This is a genomic window from Zoogloea sp. GDB6 (assembly GCF_056724105.1).
Map to the genome: position 1 here is coordinate 1,042,501 of NZ_CM161497.1, position 14,644 is coordinate 1,057,144.

General features: G+C 55.6%; 9 protein-coding genes, 2 rRNA genes and 1 pseudogene (1 of these 12 cut by a window edge). 2 read left to right on the top strand and 10 right to left on the bottom strand.

Annotated features, from left to right (window positions below; translation table 11 throughout):
* Window positions 1–2,149, top strand: a 23S ribosomal RNA gene (locus AC1PQG_RS04685) (it extends 735 nt beyond the left edge of the window).
* Between the two features lie 117 nt (window positions 2,150–2,266).
* Window positions 2,267–2,379, top strand: a 5S ribosomal RNA gene (gene rrf, locus AC1PQG_RS04690).
* Between the two features lie 120 nt (window positions 2,380–2,499).
* On the opposite strand, the pseudogene AC1PQG_RS04695 reads toward rrf, so the two are convergent.
* From AC1PQG_RS04695 to tssK, 10 genes and pseudogenes are all read right to left on the bottom strand, one after another.
* Window positions 2,500–2,697 (bottom strand): annotated as a pseudogene (locus tag AC1PQG_RS04695) (transposase domain-containing protein); the annotation flags it as partial.
* 110 nt (window positions 2,698–2,807) lie between these two features.
* The gene (locus AC1PQG_RS04700; protein WP_481121487.1) at window positions 2,808–3,836 is read right to left on the bottom strand and encodes a tyrosine-type recombinase/integrase; all 1,029 of its coding nucleotides are present in this window, start codon (window positions 3,834–3,836) and stop codon (window positions 2,808–2,810) included.
* The gene (locus tag AC1PQG_RS04705) at window positions 3,833–4,777 is read right to left on the bottom strand and encodes a tyrosine-type recombinase/integrase (RefSeq protein ID WP_481121488.1); all 945 of its coding nucleotides are present in this window, start codon (window positions 4,775–4,777) and stop codon (window positions 3,833–3,835) included. The genes AC1PQG_RS04700 and AC1PQG_RS04705 overlap by 4 nt, the downstream gene beginning before the upstream one ends.
* The gene (locus AC1PQG_RS04710; protein ID WP_481121489.1) at window positions 4,774–5,166 is read right to left on the bottom strand and encodes a tyrosine-type recombinase/integrase; all 393 of its coding nucleotides are present in this window, start codon (window positions 5,164–5,166) and stop codon (window positions 4,774–4,776) included. Before AC1PQG_RS04710 ends, AC1PQG_RS04705 begins: the two co-directional genes overlap by 4 nt.
* Window positions 5,163–5,969: an OmpA family protein gene (locus tag AC1PQG_RS04715; RefSeq protein WP_481121490.1), complete on the bottom strand. Its 807-nt coding sequence runs from the start codon at window positions 5,967–5,969 to the stop codon at window positions 5,163–5,165. The genes AC1PQG_RS04710 and AC1PQG_RS04715 overlap by 4 nt, the downstream gene beginning before the upstream one ends.
* A 3-nt stretch (window positions 5,970–5,972) precedes the next feature.
* Window positions 5,973–6,953, bottom strand: a complete 981-nt coding sequence (tagF, locus tag AC1PQG_RS04720) for a type VI secretion system-associated protein TagF (RefSeq protein WP_481121491.1) — start codon at window positions 6,951–6,953, stop codon at window positions 5,973–5,975.
* A complete protein-coding gene (gene tssM / locus AC1PQG_RS04725; RefSeq protein WP_481121492.1) occupies window positions 6,950–10,687 on the bottom strand; it encodes a type VI secretion system membrane subunit TssM in 3,738 nt (1,245 codons plus the stop codon). Before tssM ends, tagF begins: the two co-directional genes overlap by 4 nt.
* 48 nt (window positions 10,688–10,735) lie before the next feature.
* On the bottom strand, window positions 10,736–11,326 hold the full coding sequence (locus tag AC1PQG_RS04730; protein ID WP_481121493.1) for a M15 family metallopeptidase: 591 nt from the start codon (window positions 11,324–11,326) through the stop codon (window positions 10,736–10,738).
* A gap of 1,196 nt (window positions 11,327–12,522) precedes the next feature.
* On the bottom strand, window positions 12,523–13,293 hold the full coding sequence (gene icmH, locus AC1PQG_RS04735; RefSeq protein WP_481121494.1) for a type IVB secretion system protein IcmH/DotU: 771 nt from the start codon (window positions 13,291–13,293) through the stop codon (window positions 12,523–12,525).
* Entirely contained in the window at window positions 13,290–14,633 is a 1,344-nt protein-coding gene (gene tssK / locus AC1PQG_RS04740; protein WP_481121495.1) for a type VI secretion system baseplate subunit TssK, read from the bottom strand. The genes icmH and tssK overlap by 4 nt, the downstream gene beginning before the upstream one ends.
* Between the last annotated feature and the right edge of the window lie 11 nt (window positions 14,634–14,644).

Here is a 14,644-nt window from a genome sequence, read left to right on the forward strand (position 1 = left end):
CACTAATGTTGAAAAATTAGGGGATGAGCTGTGGATAGGGGTGAAAGGCTAAACAAACTTGGAAATAGCTGGTTCTCCCCGAAAACTATTTAGGTAGTGCCTCGTGCGGACACTTCCGGGGGTAGAGCACTGTAATCGTTGGGGGGGTCATTGCGATCTACCCCGCGATAGCAAACTCCGAATACCGGAAAGTGATACACGGGAGACAGACGGTGGGTGCTAACGTCCATCGTCAAGAGGGAAACAACCCAGACCGCCAGCTAAGGTCCCAAATACATGGCTAAGTGGAAAACGAGGTGGGAAGGCATAGACAGCTAGGAGGTTGGCTTAGAAGCAGCCACCCTTTAAAGAAAGCGTAATAGCTCACTAGTCGAGTCGTCCTGCGCGGAAGATGTAACGGGGCTCAAGCCATGAACCGAAGCTGCGGATCTCGTAAGAGATGGTAGGGGAGCGTTCTGTAAGTCTGTGAAGGTGTCTTGTAAAGGATGCTGGAGATATCAGAAGTGCGAATGCTGACATGAGTAGCGATAAAGGGTGTGAAAAGCACCCTCGCCGAAAGCCCAAGGTTTCCTGCGCAACGTTCATCGACGCAGGGTGAGTCGGCCCCTAAGGCGAGGCAGAAATGCGTAGTCGATGGGAAACAGGTCAATATTCCTGTACCGCTCTATGATGCGATGGGGGGACGGAGAAGGTTAGGTCAGCCGGGTGTTGGACGTCCCGGTTTAAGCGTGTAGGCGTGCTCTTTAGGCAAATCCGGAGAGCTTAGCTGAGGCGTGACGACGAGGTCTCTTTGAGACCGAAGTGATTGATACCCTGCTTCCAGGAAAAGCCTCTAAGCTTCAGTCATAGAGTGACCGTACCGCAAACCGACACAGGTGGGCAGGTAGAAGATACTAAGGCGCTTGAGAGAACTCAGGAGAAGGAACTCGGCAAATTGATACCGTAACTTCGGGAGAAGGTATGCCTCGGTAGCTTGTAGGAGTACATCCGAAGGGCGAAGAGGCCGCAGAGAATCGGTGGCTGCGACTGTTTATTAAAAACACAGCACTCTGCAAACACGAAAGTGGACGTATAGGGTGTGACGCCTGCCCGGTGCCGGAAGGTTAAGTGATGGGGTGCAAGCTCTTGATCGAAGCCCCGGTAAACGGCGGCCGTAACTATAACGGTCCTAAGGTAGCGAAATTCCTTGTCGGGTAAGTTCCGACCTGCACGAATGGCGTAACGATGGCCACACTGTCTCCTCCTGAGACTCAGCGAAGTTGAAGTGTTTGTGAAGATGCAATCTCCCCGCGGCTAGACGGAAAGACCCCATGAACCTTTACTGTAGCTTTGCATTGGACTTTGACGGGACTTGTGTAGGATAGGTGGGAGGCGATGAGACTGGGACGCTAGTTCCAGAGGAGCCGTCCTTGAAATACCACCCTGGTGTCGTTGAGGTTCTAACCTAGGTCTGTGAATCCAGATCGGGGACCGTGCATGGTAGGCAGTTTGACTGGGGCGGTCTCCTCCCAAAAGGTAACGGAGGAGTACGAAGGTCACCTAGGTACGGTCGGACATCGTACTGATAGTGCAATGGCAAAAGGTGGCTTGACTGCGAGACCGACAAGTCGAGCAGGTGCGAAAGCAGGTCATAGTGATCCGGTGGTTCTGTATGGAAGGGCCATCGCTCAACGGATAAAAGGTACTCTGGGGATAACAGGCTGATTCCGCCCAAGAGTTCACATCGACGGCGGAGTTTGGCACCTCGATGTCGGCTCATCACATCCTGGGGCTGTAGCCGGTCCCAAGGGTATGGCTGTTCGCCATTTAAAGTGGTACGTGAGCTGGGTTTAAAACGTCGTGAGACAGTTTGGTCCCTATCTGCCGTGGGCGCTGGATATTTGAGGGGGCCTGCTCCTAGTACGAGAGGACCGGAGTGGACGGATCTCTGGTGTACCGGTTGTGACGCCAGTCGCATCGCCGGGTAGCTAAATCCGGAAGAGATAACCGCTGAAAGCATCTAAGCGGGAAACTCGCCTCAAGATGAGATATCCCTGGGAACTCGATTCCCCTGAAGGGTCGTTGAAGACCACGACGTTGATAGGCTGGGTGTGGAAGCGCAGTAATGCGTTAAGCTAACCAGTACTAATTGCCCGTGAGGCTTGATCCTATAACCTTGCAAAAATGCAAGACGAATAAAGCGCAACGCGCAGTCATACATCCCAAAGAACACTTCTTCCCTTTGACGCTTCAACCGCGAAAACGCGGAAAGCGGTACAAGTTATAGTCTGACGACCATAGCGTCTTGGAACCACCCCTTCCCATCCCGAACAGGACCGTGAAACAAGACCGCGCCGATGATAGTGCACAACCGTGCGTGAAAGTAGGTCATCGTCAGACTTACCCCATCAAAGCCCTCGCACTCCATCGTGCGGGGGCTTTGCGCTTTAAAGCTCCGAAACAAAGCAAGCCCCCGGAAAAACCATTGTAAGCACCCGGCGATCCCCTCTTGACCGAGCGTCAGGCTGAATCCGGCCTCCAGCGATGGGGTAGCATCTCCTCGATCCGACTCTGGGGCTGAGTCGGCAATCGAGTGAGGATGTCCTTCAGATAGGCGAAGGGCTCATGCCCATTGAGGCGCGCCGACTGAATCAGACTCATGATCGCCGCGGCTCGCTTGCCGGCGCGTAGCGAGCCGGCAAAGAGCCAGTTCTTGCGGTTATGTCGAGTTCAGCATAACCGCAATTATGTTCAGTCCACAATTATGCTGAGTCACCGGCAGAGGGCCGCCCGATCCGCGGCGCCCCACCCTGGTCGGCTGCACATAATCACAGCGCTTGCAGGAACTTCAACAGTGCATCGGTCGGCCGGTAGCGCGTACCTCGGGTTTCTGCAGGCGCTATCGCAGCCAAGGCGCGCTCCTTCATGGTCAGGTCCGCTTCGATGTAGCCATGGGTCGTCACCGGACTCTCGTGCCCGAGCCATAGGGCAATGACCGTCAGGTCGACGCCGGCCTGCAGCAGGTGCATCGCCGTTGTATGGCGCAGCGTATGGGGCGAGATGCTCCGCCCCTGAAGCGACGGGCACCGCGGTGTTGCCGCACTCACCGCCCGGGCAAGTCGCTCGGCGACGTTGGAACGGGTCATCGCCTTTCCCCATCGATTGGGCAGCAGCGCGTGGTCCTTTTGCAGGCCCGCGGACAGGAGCCAGCGCCGGATCTCCATGACGGTCTCCTTCCAGAGTGGCACGGTGCGTTGCTTGCGCCCCTTGCCATGCAAGCGTACCGACGGCGTGATGTCGAGTTCCAGGTCGCAGACGCGGATGTCGATGAGTTCAGAGACCCGGGCCCCCGTGTTGTAGAGCAACTGAAGTAACACGCGATCCCGGCGACCGCACCAGGTTGCAGGATCAGGCGCCGTCAGGAGCGCCTGCACTTCGCCTCGAGAGAGGAACCCGAGCAGCGGCCTGTCGAAGCGTTTCATCGGGATGGCCAGGATACGCTGCGCGAGCAGCAGGGCCGGCGGGCATTGCAACGCAACGTACCGGGTAAAGGCCCTCACCGCAGCGAGCCGTGCATTACGGCTACGCACCGTGTTGTGGCGCTCAGCTTCGAGGTGAGCCAGGAAGCCAAGGATCAACTCCGCATCAACATCCCCCAAGGCCAGCTTGGCAGGCGGTTTGCCGAGCTGGCGCTCAGCATAGCCCAGCAGGAGCCGGAAGGTGTCCCGGTACGCCGCCACGGTCTTGGGGCTTACAGCCTGTTGCTGGAGGAGGCGCTCGGCAAAGAAACGTTGGACCAAGGCGGCGAACTCGGCGAACTCAGCGAACTCGGCGGGATCGGCGAGTAGCGGGATCATGTCGGTTCTCCCTGGGCATAATGGTGGAAACGCGCAGCGGCGATGGCCATCAACTCAGGGATGCCAGTGAGGTACCAGTAGGTATCGACCACCTTGGCGTGCCCGACGTAGATCGAAAGGATCGGCAGCCCCTGCTCAATGTCGCCCCCCTGCTCGTAGAGGCGCAGTGCGCTACGTACGATGAAGGTGTGGCGCAAATCGTGCAGCCGGTGATGGGCATGGTCCCCGCGCACTTGCCAGCCCAGCTGGCGACACACCCGATGCAGCGCGTACAGCATGCTTCGCTGATCAAGGGCTCGGCCGTCATCACGTACGAAGAAGCGATCACAGCACGGGCCGGAGACGAGCTGATCCCGCATCTGCGCATATGCTTGGAGGTGCCCAGTGACGCTCGCATGCAAGGGAACGAGGCGGCGCTGGTGACACTTGGCGTCCCGGATATCGAGCACACCCGCCTCGAGATCCACATCGGTCCGGGTCAGCTTGAGCGCTTCGGAGATACGCAGTCCGGTTGCCGCCAGCAGCCCGAAGAGAGTCCGGCAGGTGGCCGGGTGCAGCCTGCCGGGGGGCCCCAGGTGGTCGGTCGCTTCCAGGAGACTCTGCAGTTCCTCAGCGGTATAGATATGCGGCACCAGGCGTCGGTGGGCCGGGCCAAAGAGCTTGGGCGGCGGCACGACCGTGTCCGGGTCTGTGCGCAGGCAGAATGCGGCAAAGCCCCGCAGTACCTCGATGCGGCGCGCCCAGCTGATCGGACGGGGGTGGCGTGAGGCGCGTGCCCACTCGGTGGCCAGTTCTAGCGTGAGCCGTTCGGCTCCACGTTGGTCAGCAAAGCGGGCGAACGATCCGAGTTGGTGGCCCTCGATCGAGAACTCAAAGCCGAAGCTGCGACGATAAGCGAGGTAGGCCTCCACCCGGGCCGCCCAGGTCGTGGTAGCGCTCATGATGCGCTCCCCGGCCAAGGCAAGGCGACCGTTCGCAGGCGTTCAAGGTCGACGCGGGCATACACCTTGGTGGTGTTCACATCCCGGTGGCGGAGCAAATCGGCAATCTCCTTGATGGACACACCCGTCTTCTGCAGCCGGGTGGCCATTGAGCGCCGAAGCACGTGGGTATTACAGAACCGATCCGCCAGAGCACAGCGGGCAAAGGCCCGATTCATCGCATTGCGGATAGCCGCCACACCAAGAGGAACTTGGCAGGCGGTTTCGCGAAAATGGGGTGATTCAGGGTAATGGATAGGGGCTAGGAAGTGATAGGTTGAAAGAGATGTTCTCGATAAAATGATGTTGCTGAAGTGAGTTTTGGGCCTGAAATACAACGATGAATTCATTCCAGAAGTTGGAATTCAATACGTCTGTTTTGAGCACGCCCCTGGGCTGTGTCGTTGTTTCGGATTGGATGGTCGGGGCCCGCGCCTATTGTGCTCAAACTCGTTATGGGAATTCCTTTGCTGCTGAGAAAACTGCGTACCGCATTGGCCCGGGCAAGGCTTAGTTCTATATTGGATTGACGGCCTCCTGCATTGTCAGTGTGTCCTATTATTTTTAAATTTTTTGCATTTGTCTGTTTTATGGCAAAAGCCATGTCATTAAGAATGGCCTGACCTGTTAATGTTAAATTGGCTGATCCACTTTCAAATTCGACGACCCGATTAGATAAGGCCTTATCCAGTACCTCTTGACGTGATTCTGAAACAGTAAGTGCGGTGGTGATTGTATAGTGTGGGCTCAGTGAGGTTGTGAGGGCCGTGGATATTTGCTGACGTTGTGCTGCGCTTTCCACATTCCCCTTCAGTGAAACTTGCGTTCCATTTACATATATTTGACCATTTTGAATCTGTTTTATATTGCTATTTAGTATTTTTTCTATATTTTCTGTCCATTTTGGAGGCGGAGATACCCCCCCAACGGAAATTCTATCGACTATGTTGTGCTCTCTATAGAGCTCTCGCAGTTTTCCGAGAATGGCTAGGCGGGTTGCCTCGTCGGCTACGTTGCCCGAGGCGACAACGTTGGAAGCATCCGTATTCTTGGTGGGGGAGGGGGCGATCTGTGACTTGTTGTCAGTTTGAGCTGTTGCGAGCGTTGTGAGTGCAGACAGCAGCCCAGCAGAAAACGCGTTGCGAATGGTCATGGTCTATTTTTCAAAAAAAGCTTCCCTGAATTTCTTGACAATTAACTCAAGGCTCAGGGGCGGTTGAGCAAGGTAACTCGACAGTTTGAGTACTCTGTTGCCGTACTGATAGCTATGGTGGCGATCGATCCATGGTGGATCGATAAGGCATAGGGTCCTCTCACGGGGGGCGTATCCCATAAGCGCAGTGCATAGTGGATGGGCTGTGGCTCCATTAAATCCTATGAGCATTCGCGACCTAGCTGGATTTCTCTCAAGGACAATTTGTAATTCTATCGATGGATTTCGTATGAAAGCGGTAATTAGATAGAGCCATAGCCCTGCAATTTGCCAATATTCATTTTTCGCATTGTTTGGAAGGGGGAGTTCCAACTCCTTTTCAATCGGCGGGTGCCCGCGTGTGAAAAGTTGCTGCATGAGGAGTCCTATGGCAAGGATTGTTCTGGCAATAGCCTCAGTTGTGTTTTGTCCCCCCAGGGCCGCTGACAATGCCTCCAAGGTCGTGTCACGCGCAAAATGACCAAGAGGGTCGTTGGCAATCGTTAAATCGAAGTCTCGGGCGCAGTCTAACTGGTCCAGTTTGTCCTGAAGTCTGTCCAGTTCCATTCCTGCCAAAGTCGAGTCCGCTAATTTTGAAAGGATACTGTAGCTATTTGCTAGGACTGACGGGCCGTACCGGAACAGACGTACATCATTTCTCTGAATGGTGGAGGCCGTCAGAAATGGAAAATGTCTACCTGACCTATCCTGGCTGGCACGCAGGCTTCCGATCAGGGTAAGCGTGCTTGTCGGACTGACAAAGGCGAAGTCGATCGCTCCGGTGCCGTTATAGGTGGATTTCCAGTTCGGCGTCTGGCATAGCTGCTCCATTGATCTCGCAACCCAGTTGTCGAGAAGGCCGATTAGCTTTTGGCTTCCTCTCCCGTACACGAAGTCAGCATGCAGAGGGGTTTTGCCGAAATATGTAGCATTGTGGTTCGTCACCTGCCACCCTCTGACGGAGCCTGGGGGACGGTCGCCCGAGTGATCGCGCTGTCCGGAAGTGTGAGGCCGCCGAGGCCTCGCTGACCTTGGGTTGTTGGTGAGGATCCTTGCGCTTGCGTATTGCTGATGACTTTCAGATCGATACTGACTTCGGTCCCCTCATTTTTCCAGCTCAGACGGAAGCTCCCGTCAGGTTGTTTGCTGCGTTGCGCGGCGTTGATCATCTTCTCCAGTCCGAATCGACCAGGGTGGTTGACAGTGTCCAGGGTTTTCCCGTCATAGGTACTTACAGTGATCTTTGCGCCAGGCGCATTTGAAGTGCCTGGCCATGTGAAGCTGGTCCATTGAGGCGCACCGTTACGGTAGGTGAGCTTCTGCCCATCTATTTCTAGTGTGTAGGAGGTTAGGCCCGGTGATGGCTGAGGCCTTAGCATGAAGACCGTCTGGGTTTGTAGTGCGCCACCTTGCCCGGTATCGCTTGCCGCACCGCCTTCGAGGGGAGAGACCCATTGGGCGAATCCGGTCATGAATTCGGGCTGCAACGTGAGGCCCAGATCGCCCCAGGTGCGGGGGGTGATGGTGCTACCGCGACGAACGACTAGAGACCCTATGGTAGCTTCCACGTACTTGGAGATAGCACCATCGGGACCGAACATCTGGGCAATCTCCGCGGGGGATGCCTCTATGCCGGCCTTTGGAGAGAAGGGATATTTGATTGCCAACCGGCGCGTGAAAGGTTCGTAAACTTGCGCCACCCATGTCTTATTAAGATCTTCCGTTGCTGGTTTGATAAGTGCGGTGTAAGTCTCCAGTAAAGGGCGGAGCAGGAGCGGGCGTAGGGTCGTCCTCTGGCTTTCAGGGATTCCTGTGAGCATCTGCTCATCGACAAACTTGAGTGTCTCTGCCAATTCCGAGTTGCCGCCGTCCAGGGTTTCCCGCATGACCTTGAGTGCTCCGGGGCCAGGATCGCCTTGATTCTTCAATTCGTTTAAACGGGAGCGAATCTTGGATAGTTGCTTGAGATAAGTCTCGAGAAGCGACTCTCCCCCATCTCGGGGGGCAGCAAGGCGATCGATGGCTGAGAACTCTCTAGCTACTGCACCTAGAACGGGCTCTGTGGTCTTGGGAAGTGCGCCGCTATCCAATGTGATCTGAACTGGAGTGATCTGCAGAACAGATTGTCTGAACCATTCCACGACACCACTCTGGGCTTTCTGTAGTGCGACGTGGGTTAGTTGCGGATTGTCCCAAGCGGTTTGTTCAGAAATAGTCCTCAGTAATTTTCCGATTGGGGATATGTTGGGGGCGCCGAGACGTCCCATTGCGGTTACAGCCTCCGGAAACGTGGGGAAGGGCGTGATGCTGATGCCCAGAATGAACTGTTTCCATTCCTCGGTGAAGTCGCGTTTGTACATCGCCGTTAGCGCCTTCTGGATTTGTTCAGGGCTGCCTTCCAGCGTGAGGTCATCTTTATTGGAGCTTTGCAAAACCCAATCCGCGCTTTCTTGGGCGTTAGTTGCTGCGTCCTTGATCGCCGGCTGGACGTAATCCTTCCACGCTTCTGCTGTCATGGCTCCTGAAACCACGCGACTACCGCTGATTAGAGGGGCGTTGTCTGCGCCTACGATACTAGCGACGCTCATTGGGGCGAAGCGTGTTGAAGCCCTTGCACGTATTTCGCCATACACGCGTTCGGCGGCGGGCATTCCGCGAACTACCCGGCGTAATTTTTCGCGCACGCCATCAACCAGCGCGAGGTTGTTGCTGATCGTTGGCCAGTCGTATGCGCTTGCATGTTCTAGATGGAAAGATACGATGCGACCGGCCAAGGTGATCATCTTCTCCCTTTCCATCGCGCCGCGGTTGGCTTCGAGCCAGCCGCGCCAGAAGCGGGTGATCTGGTCTGAAAGATGTCCAACGTCGATGTGTTCGTGGCTCGATAGCATCAGATAAGTTTTCAGGGCGTTGTAGCTGTCTTCGATATTGGATGCATTTGCGCTCTTGTATTGAGTGGGGGCATGCATTGCTACTGCCTGGGCTTGGGGGGAGGCGATATTCTCGTGTCGGTTGACCTCAGCTAGGAAGTTCTCCAGGGCATTCTTGATAGGGAGCAACATGACTGCCGAAACGCCGGCGAAGTATTCCTCGCGCAGCTTGTCGGCCATTTGCTCACCGCGGTAGAGGCCTAGTCCGAGCGCTAAAGGGGGATGCTCGTTAAAGCGTTCTAGTTGAGCAAGTCTGTCCTGAAGGATTTCCAGCGCTTCGAGACGGGATTGCAGGTCAAATCGACCATCTTGAATCTTGACAGCCTTGGCAAGATCCTGTTCGACGTTCTTGAGCAGGCTGAGATTGTTCATGTAGGACCAACTCCAGCCGGCCAGAGCTGCCCCGAGAACTACGAGGCTTCCAACGATGGCAGTTTGACGCCACAGATAATGCGCCCGGGTTGTGTGTTGACGAACTAGATTGCGATCAGAAAATATGACTTCTGAGAAAAGTTGTTTGAGAAAATATCCTTGAGCTGTGCTTTGGGCATATGAGTTCGTGGGTTGCGCTGACAGCCCGAATTCTCGAGCGACGCGCTCGCTGGATAAGGCTGATGTGTCTTCGTTTTGAATAGCCGAAGTGAGGTAGAACCCGCGGAAAACCGGTTGAAATTGGAACGGGTTCTCTTCAAAGAGCGTTGCAATAAATGCGCGTAAAGCTGGCTTTATCGCGGCAAATTCGGCGGGGAAGGTGAGTAGTTCCGGAATGGGGCTCTCACTGTAACTGTGTGACAGGCGTGCGACACTTGCCGTTCGCAGGCCGAGATAGAGTTCGTCGAAGCGCTTTTCGAAGAGAGGCATGACGTCTTGCCCGCCTGTTGCATGTTCATAAGGAAACGTCGCACCCCAGACGCGATTCCGTTCAATCCAGTCCAGATCAGAGAAGAAATGGCAGAAGCCGGGAAGCAAGTCTGCTTTCGTAAATAGTACGTAGACCGGGGCGAAGACCTCTAGCTGTTCCGTCAATTCCTGCATGCGTTGCCGAAGGTCTTTGGCGAGGTTCAGCGCGAACTCTGGTTCAGAGTGGATCAATTCGCCTATGCTCACCGCAACTAGAATTCCGTTGATTGGGGCTCTGGGACGGTGCTTCTTCAACAGTCCCAGAAAACCGAGCCACTCCGCGCTGTCCTCTTCACGGACGCTGTAGCGGCCGGCCGTATCGAGCAGGATGCCTTCCGTAGTGAAGAACCAGTCACAGTTCCGGGTCCCACCGATACCCTTGATGACGGCTTGGCCACCGTCGTCGAATGGGAAGTGCAATCCTGAATTGACGATTGCGGTGCTCTTGCCCGCTGCGGGGTTGCCTATGGTGATGTACCAGGGGAGTTCGTAGAGGGCTTCGGAGCCGGATAACTGGCCGAGCTTTGAGGCTTTTATTTTCTTGATGGCATCCTGCATGCGCAGCTTAAGGGCGTCCACCCGCTCGGGGTCCGTATCGTCAGGAGAACGTGAGGCTTCTCCCTGATTCTCGAGCATCTCACTGAGATCCGTACTTGCGCGTCGAGCCATACGGTGCTGGCGTATCAACATGCCTATCCAGATGGCAGCAAGCAGACCGCATGTGAAGATTACCCATCGCATGGGAAGTTGGAGCAGCCAGGCTCCCAGCAGTAGTGTGAGAGCGAGTAGCCAGATACCCAGAAATGAAAGAGTCTGGTGTCTGGTGATCAGGTTTCGGAATAGAAGCATCGTTTGGTTTTGTTGGTCACTCTGAGAAGATTTGTTGAGATCTGCTTCCTAACGAGCAGCCTGACCGAGGACATTCTTGCGACGGAGCTCCACATGGCCGAAATCCCGAAGTTGCCATCGTCCGCCCCAGGTGAGTCCAAGTTCTTCAGCGACCTGCCCATATAGCTCATAGCCACGCATGGCCCACGGGGCGCGTTCCGAAATGACAATCTTCCCATCTTTGAAAAACGCGCTGTCTGCCGCCAAGCCGTATTGGTGGTAGCTCATGTTGGCCTTGGCCTTGGTGACATGGCCGCCCTGGTCGAACAATTGTGCCTGTCGCTCAGGACTGCGGTAGCCTTCCACCAGCGCCATGCGATACCCATGTCGTTCTTCCATCAAGCGAAAAACGATTAGCAGGCGTTGCGTGAATTCCGGGTCAAGCAGTTGCCAGTTGCGGCTGGCATGGACTACATCGGGTCGGATGCTCTCTATTTCCTGTGTCGCAAACACTTCGGGAGGAAGTGGCGGTGGAGGAGTCAGGCGTTCCCCTTCGAGCAGCGCAGAGACCTGTGGGGCGGTGAATTGCCCGGTGCTATCGAACTCGAAGACCTTAGAGTCGTTCAGACTGAGAATCATCAGCGATGGCGCGGTCAGCATCAGCGTGACTCCTATGCTGTGGATGGGGTGGCTTAATGCGGTCTTGATCAATGCTAATGGTATTAAATCCCTTTTGCGCCGAGCGAGGAGGCGGCGGCGATGTGTACAGGACCTAAGCGGAAGTGTCTTGCTGCGATCTCGTTTTTTGCCCGGAGCAGCCCATAACCGGGGTCGCGGCCCCGGTAGAACGAATAGGGCTACTCCGGCTGCGATGAGCACGAAGTAGGTAAGCACGCTGTACAGGATCACGTGGGAAAGCCTTGGGTGACGTGTGCTGGCTCGAGGGGCGTGATCCCATGGCGCTGACGCAAGGTGTGGTTGTCAGTAGCACAGGCTGAGAGTCGCATTTTTTATGGCATAGAATATAAAATACATGACATGTGAATTTTTTTGGTATTTTATCGCAATGTTTGATTATGCCAATGGCAAATTTCTGGTGATGGGCGAAAAAAACGAGAGTGTTCGGGGGGAAGGGCTAGGCGCTGGCTCTTCAGTAAGGATCCTGAGTGATTTGAATTCCTCTAGGAGCGTTCGAGCTTTGTCTCCAGAGTTGCGGGCAAGAGCTGCCTGGCTTGCCGGGATAGGGGGGCTTGCTGTCGGGATTGCTGCGGGTGGGGTATGGATCTGGCGGGACGGGACTGACCCGACCGATGCCAAGGCCGCGCGGGCAGTTATGATCAGGCAAGGGGTACGGCAGGGGCTTGAGAGGCGTGTCGAGGCCGATTTGTCGAGAGTTGAACGAGGGCCGCACATGGAGTCTCCTGTTCCCTCGACCCCTCTAAGTTCCGTGAGGGGGGCTGGGGTCGTTGGGCCCGGTACTGACCGGGAGGGCTCGCCCATGCCATCCGGAGATGCAAAGTCTGTCGTTGCTGGAGCAGAAGGAGGGCGAGAAGTGAGTCCTGCGGATGGACGGCTGTCCACTAATGCAACGGTTAGGTGGAAAGAGTCGCATCGTGTTTCAGTACCCAGACCGGGTGTGTGGCTGAGGGGGAAGAAGAAGGCTACCCGGCGATCAGCTGAAGCGGGCAGGCTGCCGGCCAAAAGACAGGAGGTAAATGTTGCGGGCGGGCCTGTTACCAAACCGGGCCCAACAAAGTACGCTCCGCGATCCGAACGCGATGTCGATATCATTACAGCGATCGTCAAATAGCCGTAGTAGTCCAGATTACTGTTGCCGAGAGGCCGTGCCGACACAGCTACGGCAGGATCACGGTCAACGTGGGGCTGCGCTGTGGAGGCTCAATAACGTTGGCGTATGCGCTCAGGGACGACGACACGGTGTCCTGGCCGAGAAACAGCAGGCCCGCGTAGGCGAGCAGGCCGCATAGCGCCAGAGCGGATGCTACGATCCACGTAGGAATCTCCTGGCGGATCGAGTTGATGATGTTGTCGGGCCGTGCCCAGTTGGGGGCAAATCCGGCGGGCTTGCCTTTGATATGTCTGATCTGATCTCCGAGTTGCGATATCAGATATTGGAGCTTTTCCGGGCCTTCAAGAACGTAACGTCCTTTGAATCCGATCAGCAGGCACATATGGAAGACTTCAAGTGCCGCGATGCGTTGCGCGCCACTATTGCGCGCCTGCTCCAGCTTGTCGAAAAAGTGCTCTCCAGCCAGTTGTTCTCCGAACAGAAGCAGCTGAAGTGGGCGGCGTTCCCAGGTTTCCCTGATTTGATTTTGTGTGGACAGGATGAATTCGTTGACGACTGCACAAAAGGCATATTGCGTGTTGACGATGTCGTTGTTGCTGAAGTTGAGTTTCCTGGCTTTGTGTTCGAAGGTTCCCAGCAGTTCTTGTAGCGTGCTTGAAAACTTGCTTTCATCTTTGGGCAGGCAGCCCATGCGAAGCAGTATCAGCAAGTGAAAGCCGTCGTATAGCAGGTCGACCAGAGTGTGAGTACCGGATACCGGCTGGTTGTAGGTGGTGGGCTGAGCGGCTTCGGCAAAGAGGCTGGGTATTGAACTCATGATATGACTGCAATCATCTCGATGCTGAGATCTTGGTAGCTCTCAGGGGCGTAAATCATGACGGACTGTGCTTTGAGCATCCGCTCATAGAGGGGGCCGTGCCCCTCGAGGGCAAAGTAGCAAGCGCCTGGTCGTACGGGGATGGCTGCGGGGACTTGTGCTGTGTGAATGAGCCGTACGCCGGCCATGGCGGAGAGCACCAGCTTCTCCACATCATCGGGTGCCCCTACCTTTAAGCGGAATGGGATGGATTCGATGATTTCGGACTGCGGATGAGCCGCGCTGACAGACAGGAAGAAGCGCGTTTTTTCATCGATTTTTTCGGAATCCAATTTCCCCGTGTGAAACGCAGGCTTCGGGCGTGCAAGCGCGATGGCGAAGTACTGGGTCGAGATCACAGTGTCCAGAAGCTCCCGGATCAGAGCGTCGAGACAGGTAAAGCATGGGCCTGGATGGGCGTGATCGTAGCTTGGCAGGTCGTTGAGCGTGTGGTGACGTGAAAACGTCAGCAATCCGCCTGCCAGTCGCAGTAACTCCTGGAAAAGACGCTCTGGATGGGTTTCCGGGTTGCGCAGTACGTGGGTTAGTGCGGCACAGGCTGAGTTGGCTGTGTGCAAGAGCCAGAACGAGGCGATGTCGCCGGAGCGAAACTCGATGATATTTTTCGAAGGTTCCCTGTGCAGGCCGTACAGGGCATCGACCTTGGCGAGGAGTGCATCAATCTGCCGTCGAAGCATGAGATGGAGCCTGGCGTTGCTTCGGAGGCTGACGGATGGGGGAATGAAGCTTGGGTCCATTTCGAAGCCATTGCTTGACGTTCTGCTAATCCGGATAACCGGAAGTGTCTGAAACAGGTCATTGGGTTCGTTTTTCCGCCTGATCTGCGTGATTTTGCTTAAGCGGGAGATGTCAGCTTCCGTTGCATCCGAGAACAGATCTTGTGTTTCCGTTGAGATGACAAGATATCGGGCGTCGCTGCCGGTGGCGAGATCTTGCGCGCAATTGCCTCCCTGGGGATTCAGATGCCGTATAGCGATATGAAAAATCATACCTTCGTCATCAATGGTCATGTCGTTGAGGGAAAGAGGTGGGGGAAGCTGGTCGATATCCGGAGCAAGTAGTGAATCACCGTTTGAGAACATCGCATCAATTTGGGTGAACCGCAGGACTCCATTGTGTAGTGCCTCCTTGTCCAGTCTCAGTTCCCTGACCCCCCAGGCATATGGGTTCGCCGCCAGCAAGGTGCGTCGGTTCATTGCATCGGTATAGATGTCCTGTTGTTGAAAATGTTGGGGGCGGAGGAAGAGTCCTTCGCCCCATAGCGGTTGTGCTTGATTCATTTTTCGGGATT

What these genes read in the sequence shown, in the direction of transcription:
- AC1PQG_RS04730 (WP_481121493.1), bottom strand. Translation starts at nt 11,326, where the DNA reads ATGCTGACCGCGCCATCGCTGATGATTCTCAGTCTGAACGACTCTAAG.
- tssK (WP_481121495.1), bottom strand. Translation starts at nt 14,633, where the DNA reads ATGAATCAAGCACAACCGCTATGGGGCGAAGGACTCTTCCTCCGCCCC.
- icmH (WP_481121494.1), bottom strand. Translation starts at nt 13,293, where the DNA reads ATGAGTTCAATACCCAGCCTCTTTGCCGAAGCCGCTCAGCCCACCACC.
- AC1PQG_RS04710 (WP_481121489.1), bottom strand. Translation starts at nt 5,166, where the DNA reads ATGAATTCATCGTTGTATTTCAGGCCCAAAACTCACTTCAGCAACATC.
- AC1PQG_RS04700 (WP_481121487.1), bottom strand. Translation starts at nt 3,836, where the DNA reads ATGATCCCGCTACTCGCCGATCCCGCCGAGTTCGCTGAGTTCGCCGAG.
- AC1PQG_RS04715 (WP_481121490.1), bottom strand. Translation starts at nt 5,969, where the DNA reads ATGACCATTCGCAACGCGTTTTCTGCTGGGCTGCTGTCTGCACTCACA.
- tssM (WP_481121492.1), bottom strand. Translation starts at nt 10,687, where the DNA reads ATGCTTCTATTCCGAAACCTGATCACCAGACACCAGACTCTTTCATTT.
- AC1PQG_RS04705 (WP_481121488.1), bottom strand. Translation starts at nt 4,777, where the DNA reads ATGAGCGCTACCACGACCTGGGCGGCCCGGGTGGAGGCCTACCTCGCT.